General features: G+C 39.9%; 19 protein-coding genes and 2 tRNA genes. 16 read left to right on the top strand and 5 right to left on the bottom strand.

Annotation, left to right across the window (positions count from 1 at the left end; all coding sequences use genetic code 11):
• The first annotated feature begins 2 nt into the window (after positions 1-2).
• The 9 genes from rplO to RMB06_RS08015 all read left to right on the top strand — a co-directional run bounded on the left by rplO (position 3) and on the right by RMB06_RS08015 (position 6,546).
• Positions 3-443, top strand: a complete 441-nt coding sequence (gene rplO, locus RMB06_RS08055; protein ID WP_002116985.1) for a 50S ribosomal protein L15 — start codon at positions 3-5, stop codon at positions 441-443.
• A 45-nt stretch (positions 444-488) separates the two neighbouring features.
• Complete coding sequence (gene secY / locus RMB06_RS08050; protein ID WP_014207743.1) at positions 489-1,808, top strand: preprotein translocase subunit SecY; 1,320 nt, start codon at positions 489-491, stop codon at positions 1,806-1,808.
• 20 nt (positions 1,809-1,828) lie between these two features.
• A complete protein-coding gene (rpmJ, locus tag RMB06_RS08045) occupies positions 1,829-1,945 on the top strand; it encodes a 50S ribosomal protein L36 (protein ID WP_000867907.1) in 117 nt (38 codons plus the stop codon).
• Between the two features lie 106 nt (positions 1,946-2,051).
• Positions 2,052-2,408, top strand: coding sequence for a 30S ribosomal protein S13 (gene rpsM, locus RMB06_RS08040; RefSeq protein ID WP_000090815.1), 357 nt, complete (start codon positions 2,052-2,054; stop codon positions 2,406-2,408).
• Between the two features lie 19 nt (positions 2,409-2,427).
• A complete protein-coding gene (gene rpsK, locus RMB06_RS08035; protein ID WP_001040166.1) occupies positions 2,428-2,814 on the top strand; it encodes a 30S ribosomal protein S11 in 387 nt (128 codons plus the stop codon).
• 12 nt (positions 2,815-2,826) lie between these two features.
• Positions 2,827-3,453, top strand: coding sequence for a 30S ribosomal protein S4 (gene rpsD, locus RMB06_RS08030; RefSeq protein WP_000135204.1), 627 nt, complete (start codon positions 2,827-2,829; stop codon positions 3,451-3,453).
• 17 nt (positions 3,454-3,470) lie between these two features.
• Positions 3,471-4,478: a DNA-directed RNA polymerase subunit alpha gene (locus RMB06_RS08025; protein ID WP_002116730.1), complete on the top strand. Its 1,008-nt coding sequence runs from the start codon at positions 3,471-3,473 to the stop codon at positions 4,476-4,478.
• Between the two features lie 18 nt (positions 4,479-4,496).
• On the top strand, positions 4,497-4,874 hold the full coding sequence (rplQ, locus tag RMB06_RS08020; protein ID WP_002049717.1) for a 50S ribosomal protein L17: 378 nt from the start codon (positions 4,497-4,499) through the stop codon (positions 4,872-4,874).
• 181 nt (positions 4,875-5,055) lie between these two features.
• Positions 5,056-6,546: an NAD(P)/FAD-dependent oxidoreductase gene (locus RMB06_RS08015; RefSeq protein WP_032006489.1), complete on the top strand. Its 1,491-nt coding sequence runs from the start codon at positions 5,056-5,058 to the stop codon at positions 6,544-6,546.
• Positions 6,547-6,596: 50 nt separating this feature from the next.
• Here the strand turns inward: RMB06_RS08015 and RMB06_RS08010 are convergent, their stop codons facing one another.
• Positions 6,597-7,769, bottom strand: coding sequence for an acyl-CoA dehydrogenase family protein (locus RMB06_RS08010; protein WP_311079035.1), 1,173 nt, complete (start codon positions 7,767-7,769; stop codon positions 6,597-6,599).
• 188 nt (positions 7,770-7,957) lie between these two features.
• Here RMB06_RS08010 and RMB06_RS08005 point away from each other — a divergent pair, with 188 nt between their 5' ends.
• The 5 genes from RMB06_RS08005 (at position 7,958) to RMB06_RS07985 (ending at position 13,505) form a co-directional block, all read left to right on the top strand.
• Entirely contained in the window at positions 7,958-8,215 is a 258-nt protein-coding gene (locus tag RMB06_RS08005) for a succinate dehydrogenase assembly factor 2 (protein WP_002117064.1), read from the top strand.
• Positions 8,216-8,221: 6 nt separating this feature from the next.
• Positions 8,222-8,611, top strand: a complete 390-nt coding sequence (locus tag RMB06_RS08000; RefSeq protein ID WP_068530060.1) for a hypothetical protein — start codon at positions 8,222-8,224, stop codon at positions 8,609-8,611.
• 770 nt (positions 8,612-9,381) lie between these two features.
• The gene (locus RMB06_RS07995) at positions 9,382-10,470 is read left to right on the top strand and encodes a hypothetical protein (RefSeq protein WP_014207738.1); all 1,089 of its coding nucleotides are present in this window, start codon (positions 9,382-9,384) and stop codon (positions 10,468-10,470) included.
• An 84-nt stretch (positions 10,471-10,554) separates the two neighbouring features.
• On the top strand, positions 10,555-11,130 hold the full coding sequence (rrtA, locus tag RMB06_RS07990) for a rhombosortase (protein ID WP_005078319.1): 576 nt from the start codon (positions 10,555-10,557) through the stop codon (positions 11,128-11,130).
• A 179-nt stretch (positions 11,131-11,309) separates the two neighbouring features.
• Positions 11,310-13,505, top strand: a complete 2,196-nt coding sequence (locus RMB06_RS07985; protein WP_311079034.1) for a TRAP transporter large permease subunit — start codon at positions 11,310-11,312, stop codon at positions 13,503-13,505.
• A gap of 159 nt (positions 13,506-13,664) precedes the next feature.
• Here the strand turns inward: RMB06_RS07985 and RMB06_RS07980 are convergent, their stop codons facing one another.
• The 4 genes from RMB06_RS07980 to rnr form a co-directional block, all read right to left on the bottom strand.
• Positions 13,665-14,096 carry a hypothetical protein gene (locus tag RMB06_RS07980; protein WP_068613735.1) on the bottom strand — a complete coding sequence of 144 codons (432 nt, stop codon included), beginning with the start codon at positions 14,094-14,096 and terminating at the stop codon, positions 13,665-13,667.
• 11 nt (positions 14,097-14,107) lie between these two features.
• On the bottom strand, positions 14,108-14,317 hold the full coding sequence (locus tag RMB06_RS07975) for a YheV family putative zinc ribbon protein (RefSeq protein WP_002117042.1): 210 nt from the start codon (positions 14,315-14,317) through the stop codon (positions 14,108-14,110).
• Positions 14,318-14,357: 40 nt separating this feature from the next.
• Positions 14,358-16,412, bottom strand: coding sequence for a M3 family metallopeptidase (locus RMB06_RS07970; protein ID WP_311079033.1), 2,055 nt, complete (start codon positions 16,410-16,412; stop codon positions 14,358-14,360).
• A gap of 134 nt (positions 16,413-16,546) precedes the next feature.
• Complete coding sequence (gene rnr / locus RMB06_RS07965) at positions 16,547-18,964, bottom strand: ribonuclease R (protein ID WP_005078314.1); 2,418 nt, start codon at positions 18,962-18,964, stop codon at positions 16,547-16,549.
• A 261-nt stretch (positions 18,965-19,225) separates the two neighbouring features.
• On the opposite strand from rnr, the gene RMB06_RS07960 reads away from it, so the two are divergent.
• Together RMB06_RS07960 and RMB06_RS07955 are read left to right on the top strand one after the other, a co-directional pair.
• Positions 19,226-19,316, top strand: a tRNA-Ser gene (locus RMB06_RS07960).
• 10 nt (positions 19,317-19,326) lie between these two features.
• Positions 19,327-19,403, top strand: a tRNA-Arg gene (locus RMB06_RS07955).

The following is a 19,403-nucleotide window of genomic DNA, read 5'->3' as shown; positions in this document are numbered from 1 at the left end:
CCATGACTCTGCGTTTAAATGAACTTGCGCCTGCAGAAGGTGCAAAACGTGAACACCGTCGTTTAGGCCGTGGTATCGGTTCTGGCGTTGGTAAGACTGGTGGCCGTGGTGTCAAAGGTCAAAAATCACGTAAAAGTGGTGGCGTTCGTCCAGGCTTTGAAGGCGGTCAAACTGCGATTTATCGTCGTTTACCTAAATTCGGTTTCACTAGCCAAATCGCTTTAAAAACTGCTGAAGTACGTTTATCTGAGTTAAGCAAAGTTGAAGGCGACATCGTTAGCCTAGAAACTTTGAAAGCTGCGAATGTTGTTCGTCGTGACCAAATTCGTGCTCGTATCGTACTTTCTGGTGAAATCACTCGTGCATTCACTGTTCAAGGTGTTGCATTGACTAAAGGCGCTAAAGCTGCGATTGAAGCAGCTGGCGGTAAAGTCGAGGAGTAATCTCGAGTGTCTATGTCTCCTAGTTCTTCAGGTCATGTCAACATGATGAAAGGTCAGCCATTTCATGTGAAATACCGTGAAATTATTCGCCGGATGAGTTTTCTAATCGGTGCATTGCTGGTCTTTCGACTAGGAGCGCATATTCCAGTACCAGGCATTAATAATGCTGCGTTAGAAAATTTATTTCATGCGAACCAAGGAACTATTCTTGGGCTATTCAATATGTTTTCTGGCGGTGCTTTAGAGCGAATGTCTATTCTTGCTTTAGGGATTATGCCGTACATTTCTGCGTCAATTATTGTGCAGTTAATGTCTACTGTAATTCCATCACTTGAAGCCTTGAAAAAGGAAGGTGAGCAAGGTAAGCGTAAAATTAATCAGTATACGCGTCAGGGCACATTGTTGCTTGCAGTGGTTCAAGCAGTTGGTATGTGTGCAGGTTTGATTGGTCAGGGTATTACTCTATCAGTTGGTCTTGCGTTTTATATCCCAGCAGTAACCTCACTTGTCGCTGGAACTATGTTCTTAATGTGGCTAGGTGAGCAAATCACTGAAAGAGGTATTGGTAACGGTATCTCAATGATTATTTTTGCAGGTATTGTCGCTGGTTTGCCTAAACTAATTATGCAATCAGTTTCTTCTGTAGATAATGGTCAGACAAGTTTAATTGGTCTTGTAATCTTTGGTCTTTTGTCTTTAGGTGTATTGGCAGCTATTGTGTTTATTGAAAAAGCACAACGTCGCATTCCAGTAAACTATGCGCAAAAACAACAAGGGCGTCGTATATTTACAGCACAGCAGACGCATTTGCCATTAAAAATTAATATGGCTGGTGTTATTCCTGCGATTTTTGCAAGTTCTTTACTCTTGTTCCCGGCAAGTCTTGGTCAATGGGTGGGAAGTGCAGATCCAAATGCTGGTTTTATTAAAAGCAGCTTACAAGATTTAGCTTTAGTATTGTCGCCTGGACAGCCTTTGTATTTGGTGCTCTTTGGTGCGTTAATTATCTTTTTCTGTTACTTTTATACGGCTTTAGTATTTAGCCCTAAGGAAGTATCAGAAAATCTAAAACGCAGCGGAGCTTATGTGCCTGGTATTCGCCCAGGTGAGCAAACTGCTCGTTACTTAGATCATATTCTTAATCGTTTGACGTTTATTGGTGCGATTTATATTACGGTCATTTGTTTAATGCCAATGATTCTACAAAGCTCTTTTGGGATTCCATTCTATTTGGGTGGTACCTCATTATTGATCGTAGTTGTCGTGGTTATGGACTTTATGGCTCAGCTACAAGCGCATTTAACATCTCATCAATATGATAATCAAACATTAATGAGAAAAACGACTGCTCATCCTAAGGGATAAGCGCACTTAGAGGTTTCATCATGAAAGTACAAGCTTCTGTAAAGAAAATTTGTGGTAGCTGTAAAGTTATCCGTCGTAATGGGGTTATTCGCGTAATTTGTAGCGCAGAACCTCGTCATAAGCAGCGTCAAGGTTAATCTAATCAAGACCTGTTGATTTCAGTAGGCGAATTGGGTTAATATCCGCCCCTCAAGATTTTTGTGGGGCGGTTGATTATCTCTACTGCCTTTTTGGAGAAAGTGAATGGCTCGTATTGCCGGTGTAAACATTCCGGATAACAAGCATGCTGTTATCTCCCTCACTTACATCTTTGGTATCGGTCGCCACACTGCTAAGAATATCTTAGCTGCAGTTGGTATTACTGAAACTACTAAGATCCGTGAGTTGGACGATGCTCAGCTTGATGCGATTCGTGCAGAAGTTGCTAAGGTTCCTACCGAAGGTGACTTACGTCGCGAAATTTCCATGAACATTAAACGTTTAATGGATTTGGGTTGCTACCGCGGCCTTCGCCATCGTCGCAGCTTGCCTGTCCGTGGTCAACGCACCAAAACTAACGCACGTACCCGTAAAGGTCCGCGCAAACCGATTAAAAAGTAAGATTTCTGGAAGCTAAAAGATGGCTAAAGATACTCGCACACGCAAGAAGGTCACTCGTACCGTCTCTGAAGGTGTTGCACACATTCACGCGTCTTTTAATAACACCATTGTTACGATTACTGATCGTCAAGGTAATGCATTGGCTTGGGCCACCTCAGGTGGACAAGGCTTCCGTGGTTCACGTAAATCAACTCCGTTTGCTGCTCAGGTAGCTGCTGAAGTTGCTGGTAAAGCAGCTTTAGATTACGGTTTGAAAAATCTGGATGTCCTTGTAAAAGGTCCTGGTCCAGGTCGTGAGTCTGCGGTTCGTGCATTAGGCGCAGTGGGTTATAAGATTAACAGCATTACCGATGTGACTCCAATTCCTCACAACGGTTGCCGTCCACCTAAAAAACGTCGCGTGTAAGGAGAAACATTCATGGCTCGTTATATTGGTCCAAAATGCAAACTCTCTCGCCGCGAAGGGACAGACCTGCAACTTAAATCTGGCGTTAAACCATTTGACGTCAAAACTAAAAAAGCTAACAAAGCACCTGGTCAACATGGTCAGGCACGCGGTGGTAAGCAATCTGAGTATTCACTACAATTACGTGAAAAACAAAAAGTCCGTCGTATTTACGGTGTGTTAGAACGTCAATTTAGTAACTACTATAAAGAAGCAGCTCGTGTTAAAGGCGCAACAGGTGAGAACTTGTTGAAATTGCTTGAAAGCCGTCTTGATAACGTTGTTTATCGCATGGGTTTTGGTTCTACACGTGCAGAAGCTCGTCAGTTAGTAAGTCACCGTAGCATTACTTTGAATGGTCGTCGTGTAAACATCGCATCTATTCAAGTTAAAGCTGGTGATGTAATTGCGGTTCACGAAGGTGCTAAACAACAATTGCGTATTAAAAACGCGATTGAGTTAGCTGCACAACGTGGTATTCCAGCTTGGATCGAAGTTGATCATTCTAAGCTTGAAGGTACGTTTAAAGCTGCACCAGATCGTTCTGATTTACCTGCTGAAATCAACGAAAGCTTGATTGTAGAATTGTATTCTAAATAATCCTTGAGGTAGCAATAATGACGCGTACTGCAAACGAGTTTCTAACTCCGCAAGCGATCAAGGTCGAAGCGGTAAGCGGGACCTCGGCAAAAGTGATTCTAGAACCTTTAGAGCGTGGTTTTGGCCACACTCTAGGTAATGCTTTACGTCGCATTCTATTGTCTTCTTTACCTGGCGCTGCTGTGGTTGAAGTAGAAATAGAAGGTGTCGAGCACGAGTACAGTACTTTAGAAGGCTTGCAGCAGGACATCGTCGAGCTCTTGCTGAACCTAAAAGGATTGTCTATTAAGCTGTTCGATCAAAATGAAGCATATTTAACATTAGAGAAACAAGGTCCTGGCGATATTACTGCTGCTGACCTTCGTTTACCTCATAATGTTGAAGTGGTTAACCCAGAACATTTAATCGGTACTTTAAGTGCTTCAGGCTCATTAAAAATGCGCTTGAAAGTTGCTCAAGGTCGTGGTTATGAAACATCTGATTCTCGTTTCCCTGAAGGTGAAACGCGTCCTGTTGGTCGTTTGCAATTAGATGCTTCTTATAGCCCGATTAAACGTGTTTCTTACACCGTTGAAAATGCGCGTGTAGAACAACGTACCGATTTAGATAAACTGGTAATCGACCTCGAAACAAATGGAACGGTTGATCCTGAAGAAGCAATCCGCAAAGCGGCAACAATCTTGCAACAACAAATTGCAATTTTTGTTGATCTTCAGAAAGACCAAACTCCAGTTGCTCAAGAGCCTCGTGAAGAAGTTGACCCAATCTTGCTTCGCCCAGTAGATGATCTAGAGCTTACTGTTCGTTCTGCTAACTGTTTGAAAGCAGAAAATATTTACTACATTGGTGATCTTGTTCAACGTACTGAAGTTGAGTTGTTAAAAACTCCTAACCTTGGTAAAAAATCGTTAACAGAGATCAAAGATGTTTTGGCATCGAAAGGCTTACAACTCGGTATGCGTCTTGAAAACTGGCCACCAGCTAGTCTTCGTATGGACGACCGTTTTGCCTATCGTAGCCGTTAATTAAGTAGGACTATCACCATGCGTCATCGTAATAGTGGTGTGAAATTAGGCCGTACAAGCAGCCATCGTAAAGCGATGTTCCAAAACTTGGCTAATTCTTTATTTGAACACGAGTTGATCAAAACAACTGTGCCTAAAGCTAAAGAATTACGTCGTGTTGCTGAGCCTTTAATCACTCTAGCAAAAAACGATACTGTAGCAAATCGTCGTTTAGCATTTGCTCGTACTCGTAATGCTGCAACTGTTGGTAAATTATTTACCGTACTCGGCCCTCGTTACAAAGAACGTAACGGCGGTTATCTACGTGTTCTTAAAGCGGGCTTCCGTGCTGGTGATGCAGCACCGATGGCTTACGTTGAGCTTGTAGATCGTGAAGTAAACACTTCAGCTGAATAATTGATTTTATTCAAAAAAGACCGGTTTTATACCGGTCTTTTTTATTTCTAGTCACAAAATAAATTATAAAAATGTCCTCAAGTGACATAAAAAAGTAGATAAACGGTCAAACTTGACATTGTGTATTGTCAAAATTGTGTTTTAATAAACTTATATTCTCAACAATGGGTATAAAAATAAAATGGAAAAGCAAGTTGATATTTTAATCATTGGCGCAGGTATTTCAGGAATCGGAATCGCTGCCCATTTGTCAAAAAATTCACCACAAAGACAATTCGAGATTTTAGAACGTCGTGAGTCTTTTGGTGGAACGTGGGATCTTTTCCGTTATCCTGGCATCCGTTCAGATTCAGATATGTCTACTTTTGGTTTCAACTTTAAACCATGGTGTAAAGCGAATGTATTAGCTGATGGTGCTTCTATTAAAGGATATTTAGGTGAAGTAATTAGTGAATTTAAATTAAAAGAAAAAATTCATTTTGGTCATCGCGTACTTTCTGCTAATTATGATTCGGCTTCAAAAAAATGGCAGGTTGTAGTCGAAGATAGCAATAAAAAACAGCAGACTTGGATTGCTAACTTTGTTGTAGGTTGTACAGGTTACTATAATTATGATCAGGGTTATGCGCCTTCTTTCCCAAATCAAGAAGCATTTAAAGGGCAACTCATTCATCCACAGCATTGGCCTGAAAACTTAGATTACACAGGTAAGAAGGTGGTTATTATCGGTAGTGGTGCAACAGCGATTACTTTAGTACCAGCAATGGCTAAAGGTGGGGCAGGTCATGTGACCATGTTGCAACGTTCACCAACCTATATTGCTAGTGTTCCTTCTATCGATTTCATCTATGAAAAAACGCGTAAATTTATGTCTGAAGAGGCAGCTTATAAATTTACCCGCGCACGTAACATTGGTATGCAGCGCGCTATTTATGCGTTGTCTCAGAAACATCCTAAAACTGTACGTCGTTTACTTTTAAAAGCAATTGAAGTGCAGCTTAAAGGTAAGGTTGATATGAAGCATTTTACGCCTTCATACAACCCTTGGGATCAGCGTTTATGTGTAGTGCCAGATGGTGACTTATTTAAAATTTTACGTGAAGGCAAAGCAAGTGTAGAAACTGATCAGATCGAGAAATTTACTGAAAAAGGTATTTTACTTAAATCTGGCAAACATCTTGATGCTGATATCGTTGTTTCTGCGACAGGACTACAAGTTCAGATTATGGGGGGAGTTCAGGCGACTCTTGATGGGAAGCCAATCAACTCATCTGAACATATGCTTTATAACGGCATAATGCTAAGTGATGTGCCGAATATGGCTATGATTATTGGCTATGTGAATGCCTCATGGACACTCAAAGTAGATATCGCTGCCGAATATATTTGTCGCTTATTAAACTATATGGACAAAAATAGTTATGATGAAGTGATTCCATCGGGTGATAAGACTGTGATGGAAGAAGATACCGTAATGGGTAAACTATCTTCAGGTTATATTAACCGTGCAGCACATGAACTTCCTAAACAAGGTAAGCGTGCTCCATGGCAGGTGACTAATAACTATTTAGAAGATAGAAAGTCTTTGAAAAATGCAAAATTTGAAGATGGCATTCTTCATTTTCATAAGCGTTCTGAAGCAAATGAGCGTAAACCAAAATTAGTATCTTAATTCGTATGAAATAAAAAAAGGGGCGTAATGCCCCTTTTTTTATGAAACTATTAAAGTGTTCTTGAAATTAATTCTTTCATGATTTCATTTGTACCTGCATAAATTCGATTTGCTCGATGATCAATGTATGCACGTGCAATTGGATATTCAAGCATATAGCCATAACCACCATGCAATTGAAGACATTCATCTACAATCTTTGAGAACATATCAGAAATTTTATATTTAGCAGCTGCGGCAGCTTCTACACTCAATTTTTCTTCAAGTTGTAATTCCATGCAACGATCTAAATATGTCCGGCAGAAATCGATTTCTGTTCTGAGTTCCGCAAGTTTGAAGCGCGTATTTTGAAATGCGCCAATAGGTTTACCAAATGCTTTACGATCTTTTGTATATTGAACAGTATGTGCAAATGCTGCTTCAGCACCTGCCTGACAAATAATAGCAACTAACATTCGTTCCCATGCTAATTCTTTCATGAGCATGATAAAACCCATACCTTCCATGCCTAAAAGATTTTCTTTAGGAACACGAACGTTATCAAAGAAGAGTTCGCAGGTATCTTGGCCTTTCATACCAATTTTGTTTAGAGGTTTACCTTTACTAAAACCAGCACGATTTGCTTCTACAATAATTAAGGATAAGTTCGCAGAACCTTTGTCACTATTACCAGTCTTACAAACGACTACTGCCATGTCGCATAAGTAGCCATTCGTAATAAAAATTTTAGAGCCATTAATGACATATTCATCACCATCAAGTACGGCGGTTGTTCTTACCGCTTGTAAATCTGAACCAGTGCCTGGTTCCGTCATTGCAATAGCAGTAACAACTTCTCCAGTTGCCATTTTGGGTAACCATTTTTGTTTTTGATCTTCATTACCAAAATTATTAACGTAATTAGCAACAATATCGGAATGTAGAGAAAAACCAGTACTTGAGTCCATCGCATACGCTTGTTCTTCAATAAGAATCATACTGTATAGACGATCTACCCCAGAACCACCATATTGCTCTGGCATTGTGGTGCAAAGAAGACCTAGTTCTCCAGCTTTATTCCAAAGATCTCGGTCAACATGTTGCTGTTTTTCATATTTTTCTATATTGGGAACGACTTCCTTTTCATAGAATTTACGCACTGTCTCACGGAAGGCTTCGTGTTCTTCATTGAATAATTGTCTTGGTAACATATTTGGAATAGGACGGATGGCACCAGATTGCATTTGTATTTCTTCCTTGGTTCAGGTGTGATGTTATGCCCTAAACATACGTAAGCATTTCATGCCCTACAATGTGATGAATGCTCAATTATGCGGATAAGATGATAAATTTGGTCAATTTGATATTTTTAGCGATCTTTAGGATGTGATCAGGTAAACTAGGCGCACTATCAACGCAGATGGGGACGTAAATGTCTGACGAAATGACCTTGGAAGAACGTAAAGTAATTTATCGAGCACGCCGCGGCTTAAAAGAAATTGACGTCTATTTTGACCCGTATGTAAAAAATTATTATTTAAAAGCTGATCCGGCTGAAAAAGCATTATTTGCAGAGTTGGTTGATCAAGAAGATCCAGATTTATTAGATTGGTTCATGGAAGTTTCTGAACCTCCACGTACTGAGTTACGTGAATTTATTTATAAACTAAAACAGTATGTGCATGGCTAAACTGTTTTGATAAAAGAATTAAATTTTGAGCTGAAATATAGCCGTGTCTCGGTAATATTTCAGCTTTTTGTTGGTTTGGGTTTAGCAATTTTGCTTTATCAGTTATTAACACCGATATGGTGGCTATGTGCTGTCATTCTTCTATTTATTGGTTTTATTTTCTTTTTAAAGCAAGCACAAATATCTCAAATTGAATATTTAGATCAAAAATTATGGTCGGTTGCGTATTTCTCGGAAAAAGAAATTTACCGCGCGGAAATTACTAAAATAATTGATTATCAGTTATTTGTGGTTATTTATCTTGAAGAAACTCCTACGAACATAGCTATTGTTTGGTTCGATCAGCTTCCTATTCAGCAGTGGAAAAGATTAAAAGTTTTAGAAAAGCTCTATTAATTGTTAGACAATTCTACAATTGTATATTTATTTAAAAATTATAAAAAACAAAAACTTAATAATTTTTTTCTTTATTAAACTTCAGATTGTCTAATTAAAATATAGAAAAAAGCCAAGGAAATATGATTGTCTGACAATTTCGCCTATGGGTAGCTATTTGATCGGTTAAAGTACAAACACCAACGTAAAGTGTGTCGGAGGTCTCAAAATGGAGATGCCAACATGGTCGTTCTTGGTCATTGCCATAATTCTGGCAGTGGTGATAGGAAGAGCAGGAACTTTACTCAGGGAACATCTTAACAAAGTTAGTTTTAACAAGGTTAAGAGACAGAGGATGCGAGGTCGTCGATCAGTCAATTATTAAAATTGGTTAATCGATTAATTTCATCAAGTGTCCAGTTTATAACTGGGTGCGATTGTAGTAAGGAGGTCTCTCATGGAGATTTCAATGTGGATGTTTCTGTTAATTGCAGTCGTTATGGCTGTAGTAGTAGGAAGAGCAGGAACTTTACTTAAGGATTATATAGAACAAAAATAATATAAGCCATTAAAAGCTTATCCCAGTTAATAAGTAGCATGTGCTGAACCGTCGCAATGCTACTTTTTTTTGCCTAAAATTTGTGTTTCCTCGAAAAACTGTCAATTTTATCTGCTGTGAAGTGTGTCAAAGTATAAGCGCTACAATTAGAGTAATTACTCTTTTATTCAAGATATGCATCTGCTAATGTACATCTGAAAAGGAAAAAACAAATTACATAGAGGACAGGAAGATGTCTAAAGTCCAAAAAATAAGCCAAGGTTTGGCGGTGAGTTTTCTTGCAGCTTCAGTTTTATCAGGTTGTTCATACGTCGTGAAAACCGGAGCAAATGTTGCTCTAGGTTTTACGGAAAAGCACGTCGTTCCACCTATTTTGGCAATGCAAGATGCTGAAATGGTATGTAATACCGGTAGTGCGTTAACGCCTGCAATCATGTCTACCAAAGGGATGGGTGCAGATCCGACACGTGTTGCAGTATTAATGTATGCAGCATCAGGTGTATGTGCGGAAAATCAAGCTTTAGAACAAGAACTGCGTTATTTACGTGCTTCAAAAGCAGGGCAGGTAACAGAAGCCCAAGATGCACGTATTGCACAGAAGCGTTGGGCAGCAATTGCAGCTGAACGTCAGTATACAGGCTATAAGTTATTTGCTGATCGTTGGGAATCTAAATATAAATATCACTTAGGTGACTCTTGCCCAACGATGCGTAATGATACTGATCAAACCGTTTATTTACTTGGCATGATCAGTGGTCTTCAGGCTGTGACCAACGATATTAACTCAGGCGGCGCAGTCAATGTTCCTAAAGATATCGCTGCTATTGTAGAGCGTGGCATGGTTTGTCTAGATAATGAAAAATTCTGGGGCGCCCCTAACGCAACACGTGCTGTTATTTGGACTTTATTGCCAGGTGCTGATGAAGGGAAACCTGATCCATACCAAACTTTAAAACAGTCAATTCAGATTGGTGAGAAAAAAGGTGTTCGCTTATCTCATGCCTTATATGCCGTAGCTGCCCAAGCAAGCGGTGATGATGCAAAAATCCGTGATGCATTAAGATCTTATGCGGCGTCTCAAGCTGATGACAAACCTGTCAATCCTAACTTTAAGTTAATTGATAGTATGGCTGGCCTTATTGTACGTGGTATCTCTGACCGTTACTGGACTGAACATACTGGTGTACGTACCGGAGATGATGGTATGTCTCATTTCTGGGATGATAAGAATGAAGGTGCAGCAGAGCTAGATGAGTTGTTTGATGGGGGAGCCGCTTCTGAAGTTCCTGCTGATTCATCTGCTCCACCAGCAGCGCAGTAAAGAATATTTGAAAGCCTAACTTCTTGCGAGTCTATTGTTAAGTTCTACAATAATCGTAAGAAGTTTAATTTCAAGGAGTGTGCCATGAAGGATCATGTACTGAATAGTAAAGTGCTTTTGGTCGCAGTGTGCATTTCCATATCTGCTTGTCTACAGGTGTTTCCCGATACTTTTATTTATTGGCGCGAAAGTTTACTTGGCGAATTCTGGCGTTTATGGACTGCACATTGGGTACACGTTGGATGGGTTCATTTCCTTTTAAATATGATGGCATTTGCCTGTTTACCCTTTATCTTTCCGCATACAAAAGCATGGCATCTTCTAAGTCTACTTTTGCTATTGCCACCTTTTATTAGTTTGGTGTTCTACTTTTATTTACCTTATATCGAAGCTTATGCGGGCCTATCTGGTGTCTTACATGGGCTATATACAGCGGTTGCTTTGGTCTATCTGCAATATCGTAAAGAGCGAAATTTCGCTTTGCTGGTTTTAGGGTTAATTATTGCCAAACTTATATGGGAAAACACTTTTGGGCAAACAGGGACCGCTCAGTTAATAGGGAGTCCAGTTTTAACTGAAGCTCACCTATATGGAGCAATTGGTGGCGCAATCTTTGGAGGATGCTATTGGCTTTTCCAGAGATTAAAAAAGAAACATTGACAATACAAACTGTTAAAAAAGAGATTTTAGTCATTCTTTATTAACAAAGTTTGATGCAAATTTGATCGTTGAATAAAGGGATTGGTAGAAGGGGGATGGATTTAACCCCTGACCAAGAAAAATTGCATGACTCAATTCTTTAATTTTTAGGGACTTGAGAGAACAAAATTGGAATATTTATGCAAGAACATCAAGAAAAAAGATCTGGATTAGGTCTGCTGGGTTATATCTGGAACGAATGGATCTCAACATTCGTCATCCTCATTCTGCTATTAATGACGCTAATTATTGGTACCGGGGAAATGATCCACGGACAATTATTACGTATCGGGGAACGTCTTTATGGCGACCCTGCTACAGGTATGCAATATTCTTTTTTGCGTGCTGAGCCTGAAAAGCCAACTTGTGATCGACATCCAAATATCGAGGCTCAAGTAAAAGAACAAATGAAAGCGAACGCGTCTGATGATTTTGCGAGTTTCTTTGGTGCAGCATCGGAAAGTGATGTCCGTGCATCACTACTCGCAGCGCAGCAACAATGTGATGAAAAATATCAGGCGTATGATAAAACTATTAAATATATCGAAGCTAACCCAGGGGTACGTACTTACCGTGCTATCGAGACAGGTTTCTTTGGTATTTTTAAATTTGGTACAGAGAACCGTGCCATTTTACTAGTCTTTATGGTGCTGATTTCTGCGATTACTGCATCGTTGAAATATCACCATATTGGCTTGCGTAATCCAGCAACAAAAATAGATTACAAAGTGTATTCCCTGTTTATGTTGATTGGTAATGCACTACTTAGCTGTTCTGTCATTAGTCAGTATCGTTCAGTCATAAATTCTGGGGTAACACCTACCTATGAAACAGTAACGATTTACTGGATCTGGATGATTCTATTTGTTGTTCTGACTTTAATTAGTTTGTATCAATTATTTGTTTCACCTCCACCAAAGCGTGAAGGCGGGAATATAGGCTTAGCCTTATTATCAGTGCCTTTATATGCTTACATGGCCCTAATTACAGGCATCGTATTTACGTTCTTTATGGATTACCCAATGGGGCAAGGTATTTACCTTGGTTTATTGGTTGAGTTCTCTGGTATCTTCTTAAACCTTGCCTTGTTTATTTGGGCAGGTATGCTTTTAACTCAAACACGCGTTATGGACTTGTTCCTTAATGTGCTTCGTCCATGGAACTTGGCACCAGAAACCTTAACTTGGTTAATTCTAATTGCTGCTGCTGTACCAACAGCTTATACAGGTGCATCGGGTATTTTCGTTATCGCAGCCGGTGCAATTATTTATAAAGAAGTCTGGAATGCGGGTGCTCGCCGTCAATATGCTTTGGCTGTGTCTGCAATGTCAGGTTCTTTAGGGGTAGTTGTACGTCCATGTCTATTAGTCGTTTTAATTGCAATGCTTGATAGCCGTCATGTTACGTCGGATGAGCTATTTGGGCATGGTATTTATGTATTTTGGTTAACTGCATTTATTTTCTTGGGTGTTTCACTACTCTTGGCTGAAGAAAAATTCCGTGTGAATTCACCAAAAGTTGCGATTCCGGGCATGATGCGTGCCTTTGTACCTGTAATTCCATACATCCTGATCACTGCTGTTGTTCTTGCAATCTATAAATATGCACTAGATACAGGAATGAATGAATTTACTGCACCAGTAATTTTGCCGTTAGTTCTGATCGCAATGATCTTGTACGACAAATTGGTTGCGACCAAAGAAGCGCCTGCAATCAATATTCATGAAGCGATTGTTCGTGAACACGAACAAAAATCACCATTTCTTCGTGCACATGATCCGCATAGCTCTCAATACCGTCTCGGTTTTGGTGGAGCACTTCGATTTGCGACCTCAGAAACTGTAGGCCATATCGGTGCTTTAATTATCTTGATGGCATTGTCCGCAAGTGTAGGTGGTTTAATTGAACGCTCTGAAGTAGTCGAATTATTACCGACTCATTTGGGCAGTATTTACATTTCACTTGCCTGTATTGCGCTATTACTTGCCATTATTGGTATGTGTACAGATCCATTTGGTGCTGTAATTTTAGTTGCTGCAACTATTGCACCTGTAGCATACGAAAATGGTATCCATCCAATTCATTTCTGGATGATTGTGTTGGTTGCATTCGAGTTTGGCTATGTGACACCACCAGTTGCCTTGAACCATCTCTTAACAAGATTATCTGTCGGAGATGATGAGGTGAATGCTGCTGATGCTGAAGCGAAAGAGAAATATACAAGCTTCTACTTCCGTTATGAGCGCTGGTTGCTACCAATTATTGTCTTGTTCTCATCATTGGTATTAGTGACTTATGTGCCATACCTATTTAAGTTATTCGATTGGTATAAATAACTTAATCAAAGTATTGGTTATACAAAAAAGCCTTCCTAAATGGAGGGCTTTTTTAATCAGTAGATTAAGTAAATTTAGAACAAGATGATTAGAATTATTTAAATTTGAAAAAAAGCTAAAGATGGTTAGCTTTAGCTTTTTTAAGAGTTCATTGAAAAACTATTGCTGTTTAAGCTGAGCTTCAAGCAATTTAACTTGTTCTTCTTTGAGTTTAGTTAGTTGATCCGCATCTGCATGCTGAGCTTTTAAGGTGGCTTCCTGATCTTTTAGCTGGCGATGAATATCTTCAAGTTTAGATACTTCTTCTTTTGCTAAAGACTCTTGTGCTGGGACAGGCTCTTTAAGCACATTTTCACTGACAAGTTGCTGAGAGCTTGCATTTTCAGCTAAGGGTTCAGAACTTGGTAATGGCTCAGCCGATTTCGGTTTAGTAGGAGCAGGAGTCGAGACAGGTTGTGGATCAACCAGTGGTGCTGACGACTCGGTTTTTTTAAAAAACCATTGCGCTGCAAAAAAAAGCACTACGAGAATGCTTAAGCCCCCAATTAAAATCCATAATAATTTTGAGTTTTGTTTTCTTTGTAGTGGCATGTTTAAGACCTTTAGTCGGGACGACGTGGCTTGAACTGTATTACCCCAATTTCATCCGGTTCAGCAGGTGTTTCAGGCTCATCAACATGAGTCGGACGATTTTCGCTATAACCGCATTCGATACATTCAATCCATTCGTCTTCTGCGGTGGTTAGCATGATAATCCGATCCATGGCTTCACATTTTGGACATTTTGCCCCAGCAATGAAACGTTTTTTCATCTTTATCACCCTAACCACACGATCAATTTAGGCCCATAGTTTAAGCGGTTTTGTTGTCATTCGTCCAACCTTGATGACGTAACAATGCGTCAATTTTAGGCTCGCGTCCACGGAAATTCACAAATGCCTCAAGCGCAGTGTCTTTTCCACCCACAGCTAGAATTGCCTGACGGAATTCTTTACCCGTTTGAGTATTGAAAATACCTTCATTTTCAAAACGATCAAATGCATCGCTCGCTAAGACTTCTGCCCATTTGTAAGAGTAATAACCTGCGGCATAACCGCCCGCAAAAATATGACTAAAACTATGTTGGAAACGGTTGTAGTCGACAGTAGGAACGACCGCATATTGCTTACGAATATCGTTTAAGGTTTGCTGAATTTGCTCACTGTTCAGGGCAGGTGTTTTGGTATGAATGGTCAAGTCAAATAATGCAAATTCAAGCTGACGTAAAGTTTGCATACCAGATTGGAAGAATCGAGCATTTAATAAAGCATCTAGTAATTCTTGTGGCAAAGTCTGTTTACTATCGATGTGTTCACTTAATACATCTAGACTTTCTTTATCCCATGACCAGAATTCCATAAACTGACTTGGTAATTCTACCGCATCCCAAGCAACACCATGAGTCCCTGCAACCGAGATATTATCTACTTCGGTCAACATATGATGTAAACCATGTCCGAACTCATGGAACAAAGTAATGACTTCATCATGAGTCAATAACGCAGGTTGGTCACCTACCGGAGGAGTGAAATTACACACCATATAGCAAATTGGTTTTTGTAAGCCATGAAGTGTTTGCATGCGCGAGCGGAAGCCATTCATCCATGCGCCACCACGTTTACCTGTACGTGCATAGATGTCAAAAAAGAAGCCACCAATCACTTGGCCTTGATCTTCTAATTCAAAATAACGTGCATCTGGATGCCAGACAGGTGCTTGTCTTTCAATAATGTTAATGCCGTATAGACGCTGCACAATCTGGAATAGTCCCTGAATAACTTTAGGTGCAGGGAAATAAGGTTTTAATGCTTCTTGAGATAAGTTGAATTGTTGCTGTTTAAGCTTTTCAGAATAGTAAGTTGTATCCCAAGGTTTAAGCTCATCAACACCATCTTGTTTAGCAATATCTTGAAGTTCGGCAACTTCTTGAAGCGCAGGAGCGCGCGCATGCTCTGCTAGGTCAACCAAAAACTCATGTACTGTTTTTACGTCTGGTGCCATTTTGCTTGCAAGAGAATATTCAGTATAGTTATTGAAACCAAGTAGTTTCGCCATTTCCTGACGAAGGCTCAAAATTTCTTCCATAATTTTGCTGTTATCAAACTCAGTTGGTTCAGACTGATCAGATGCTCGAGTCACATAAGCTCTATAAAGCTCTTCTCGCAATGCACGGTCATCTGCATAAGTCATGATTGCAAAATATGCTGGGAAATCTAGGGTTGCTACAGCTTGGTCAAGTTCACGTTGTTTGCCGTACTGTTTTAATAACTCAATATTACTTTCTGGAAGACCTTTTAGCTGATCTTCGGTAAGTGGTTTAAAGTAAGCTTGTGTTGCATCAAGTACGTGGTTTGAAAAATCAGAAGAAAGCTGTGAAAGACGCGCAGAAATCTCTGCATAACGTTTTTTCTCTTCACCCTCTAAGGCTACACCTGAAAGTTTAAAGTCACGTAAAGCTAGACGGATAGCACTTTGCTGTGCAGGGCTAAGAGAGCTATAACCTTGACCATCATGGATGTGTTGATAGGTTTGATAAAGCGCCGTGTGTTGACCAAGCTGAGTGTAATATTCACTTAATGCTGGTAATAAAGATTGATAGACTTCTCTCGTTTCTGCATTGCTCATTACAGCGTTTAAATGCGATAAAACGCCCCATGATTCACTTAGATTATTTTCAAGTGTATCGACTTGCTCAAGTACGGCAAGTTGCTGAGTTACATCTGTAGGTGCAGCCGTAAGAGTATTTAAAAATTCCTGACCTGCTTGGATCGCTTGTTGAATGTCTTGTTTTAAATTTTCTAATTCAATTTGGTCAAAACGCGGAGTTGGTAAAGTCGCTTGCTGTAAAGTCATTGCTAATAGCCACATTATTTTTTAAACATGGTATTAGATGTAGGTCCTCTCAGGCTGGAAATCAAGCTTAATGTGTAAAATAACCCTTTTTAAAAAGAAATAAGCCTCCTATTGGAGACTTATTTCTGAAGTGTGATAATTATTTTTAATTATTCAGCCTTTGATTTTGCATTCGACTTTTTCTTTTTAGGCTTAGATTTTTTCTTCACCTTTTCTGATTTAGTCTCGGCTTTTGCTGAGGTTTTCTTACCAGATTTTTTGGTGTAAGAACTTGGCTTACTTTTTTCTTTCTTTTTGTGAACAGGTCGCTCACCATCACTACTGACAGTTGGTTTACTGAAAACTTCTTCAGTCGCCTGCGTAGTAGTTTTAGTCGTACGAGGCGCACGGCTACGAACTACTCGGCCTGCATGGGTAACTTGCTTAATGAGCTGGAAGTCAATTTTACGTTCTTCCAGATTGACACCAGCGACCTGAATTTTAACTTCATCGCCCAAACCAAAGACTTGACCACGATTTTGACCTACTAGATTTTGACTGGCTTGGTCATAAATAAAGAAGTCATCGCCGAGTTGGCTAATATGAATCATGCCATCGACATATAAATCTTTCAGTGTCACGAATAAACCGAATTCGGTCACCGCACTTACAATACCAATAAATTCATCACCTAGATGCTGCTGCATGTAGTGACATTTCAACCACGTCGTTACGCTACGAGAAGCTTCATCAGCACGGCGCTCTGTTTGAGAAAAATGTTCACCTGCATCATCTAGTGCAGCACCAGAGAGTGGATAAGGCTTTTGTTTCAAGTGAGCTTTAATGGCACGGTGTAATAATAGGTCTGGGTAACGACGAATTGGCGAAGTGAAATGCGTATAAGCTTCATAAGCCAAACCATAGTGCCCTGCATTTTTTGCGCCATAATAAGCTTGCATCATTGAACGTAATAAGACGGCATGAATACTTGGTGCATCAATACGATCTTTAGTTGCTTCAATTACTCTTTGATAGTCTGCTTGAGTTGGTTGGTCAGGGAAGGGTAGACCCAGTAATTTAACAAAGTCTTTTACTTTCTGAATACGTGAGAACTCTGGAGCTTCATGCACGCGATACAACATTGGAACATCATGTTCTAATGCATATTCAGCCGCAGCAACGTTAGCAAGTAACATGCACTCTTCAATAAGTTTATGTGCTTCATTACGTGTACGTGGCAAAATTTCTTTAATCCCGCCTAGCTCATCAAAAGTCATGTAAGTTTCAATGGTTTCAAATTCCATTGCATGACGATCAGCACGTAAATTTTTCAAAATCTGATAAAGCTGGAAAAGCGTATTTAACGATTTATGAACATCACGATCTTTTGGAATCGCATCTGTTGCGCCGTCAAAATATTGTGCCACCTGTGTATAGGTCAAACGCGCTTTTGAATGCATCACTGATGGATAAAAATCGTAACCAGTTACACGGCCTGTACGAGAGAGTTTCAAGTCACAGACCATACATAAACGGTCTACATGAGGGTTTAGAGAGCATAAGCCATTTGACAATGCCTCTGGTAGCATCGGTAATACGAAATGCGGGAAGTATACCGAAGTACCACGTTCCTCAGCTTCTTCATTGAGGGCTGAGTCTAAGCGTACATAATGGCTAACATCAGCAATTGCGACAACTACACGATAACCGCCACCTGGACGCTTTTCTGCATAAACCGCATCGTCAAAATCTCGAGCATCTTCACCATCGATCGTAACTAATGCTAAATCTCGTAAATCAATGCGACCTTCACGGTCTTGAGCAGATGGTTCTTTAAAGCTTTCAGCTTCTTTTATAACTTCATCTGGAAATTCGTAAGGTAAGCCAAACTCAAGAATAGTCTGCGGAATAATAATTTCTGTATCAGCTTTGTCGGCCATAGACTGAATAATATGCGCCGTCGCAAATTCTTCACGAGTCGGATAACTATCTATTGCGACACGTAGCATATCGCCAACATTTGCTTCAGCATGCGTTACCAGTTCTTTTTCTAAAGGAATAGGCTGGTGCTGATTTGGATTGTTGGGCTGAATAAAATATTCGCCATCATGAACCGACAATTTACCAATTAATTGTTTAACACGATGTTGTAAAACTTCTGTGATAAAACCCCAAGGTTTGCCTTTACGGTCAACTGAAGTCTGTCGCACTCTAACTCGGTCACCGTTAAAGACTAAACGCAATTCACGTTCAGGAAGTAAAAGGTCACTTTGACCATCAATATGCGCTGTGCCTAAACCTTTACTATTGATATAAACAGTTGCTTCATAGGTCGGTTGATCTGCCACCAACTGAAATTTAAACCCGTCTTTCATGATTTGACCGTCACGAACCATAGCACTTAAGCGGTGACTGAGTGCTTCAATACTTTTTTGGTCATGAATATTAAAATGATCGACAAGTTCTGCATGAGATTGCGGTGTCTGCAATTGTTCCAATGTATCTAAAATAAGAGTACGGCTTGGAATAGGATTGTCATAACGTTCAGCTTCAGCTTTCGCTTCGGGGTCAGCCCAGTTTTTTGTCATGTCGTTTGGTTTCACGCTTGGCAGATAAGTTTAGCATAAGTCATGCAGACCCGAACTGCACGTTTAGGTTTGCAATAATGTGTTATGCACTACAGTATTTTGATGAAGAAATAATATCTATCTTAACAAGCGTTTGATCGAAAAAGACGAAAATAATGAGAAAATTGCTTAAAAAATAATTCATTGAACTAAAAAACAAGAAAATTTCACTATGATGACTTGAACAATAGGGTTTTAGTTTGTATTATGGCGGCTCGTTCCGGTGAGGTGGATGAGTGGCTGAAATCACTTCCCTGCTAAGGAAGCATACCTATTACTGGTATCGAGGGTTCGAATCCCTCTCTCACCGCCATTTACTTAATGCGCTCATAGCTCAGCTGGATAGAGCACTTGGCTACGAACTAAGGGGTCGGGAGTTCGAATCTCTCTGAGCGCACCA

Origin of the sequence: Acinetobacter sp. V104_13 (assembly GCF_031798995.1) — a bacterium.
Classification (GTDB): domain Bacteria; phylum Pseudomonadota; class Gammaproteobacteria; order Pseudomonadales; family Moraxellaceae; genus Acinetobacter; species Acinetobacter pittii.
Note: the sequence above shows the minus strand (reverse complement) of the source record. Positions and strands in the feature narration are given on the sequence as shown.